Below are 821 nucleotides of genomic sequence, written 5' to 3' on the forward strand. Positions count from 1 at the left end.
ACGCTCGCTGCGCACCCTGCCCCGTGAACAGGAACGCCACCCGACCAGAACCCGCAACACCCGTCAGACCACCCGACCCGGAAGCTACCGCGCCCAGCCCGGTCGTCAACCCCTCGGTGTCACCGGCGAGCACCACCGCCAGGACCTGCCGACCGGCAGCCCTCTTCACCGGGGTCAGTAGAATGACGGCCGGTGCAAGTCGTTCGGTGCGGGGGCGGACGGGACGGGTTGGTCCGAGGGGGTCGGCTTGCTGGTCGTGGAGCGGTTGTCGTCTGCGAGGGCTGCCGGTCGGCAGGTCCTGGCGGTGGTGCGGGGCTCGGCGGTCAAACAGGACTGTGCGTCGATCGGTCTGACGGCTCCGAACGTTCCGTCGCAGCTGCTGGAGATCCGGGAGGCGTTGGCGCAGGCGGGGTTGAACCCGCAGGCCGTAGACGCGGTCGAGGCGCACGGAACCGGCACGACGCTCGGCGACCACATCGAGGCCCAGGCCCTCCTGGCCACCTACGGTCAGGACCGTGACGGTGGTGACCCGCTCTGGCTCGGGTCGGTGAAGTCCAACATAGGCCAAACGCAGTCGGCTGCCGGTGTCGCCGGCATCATCACGCTGGTCCTGGCGATGCGGCACGAGACGCTGCCCGCCACCCGGCACGCGGACGTGCCGTAGACCGAGGTCAACTGGTAGGCGGGCGCCGTCGAGTTGCTGACGGAGTCGCGGCCCTGGAGCGCCGGGGACCGGCCTCGTCGGGCGGGTGTGTCGGCGTTCGGCGTCAGCGGTACGAACGCGCACGTGATCGTGGAGGAGCCCCCGGCCGTCGAGTCCG

2 pseudogenes are annotated in these 821 nt (G+C 70.9%); both read left to right on the forward strand.

Annotated elements, in window-relative coordinates:
- Positions 1–181 (forward strand): annotated as a pseudogene (locus PUR56_RS00650) (hypothetical protein); the annotation flags it as partial.
- A 3-nt stretch (positions 182–184) separates the two neighbouring features.
- Positions 185–821, forward strand: a pseudogene (locus PUR56_RS00655) (beta-ketoacyl synthase N-terminal-like domain-containing protein); the annotation flags it as partial.

Source organism: Streptomyces sp. BE303 (genome assembly GCF_036290945.1).
GTDB lineage: Bacteria > Actinomycetota > Actinomycetes > Streptomycetales > Streptomycetaceae > Kitasatospora.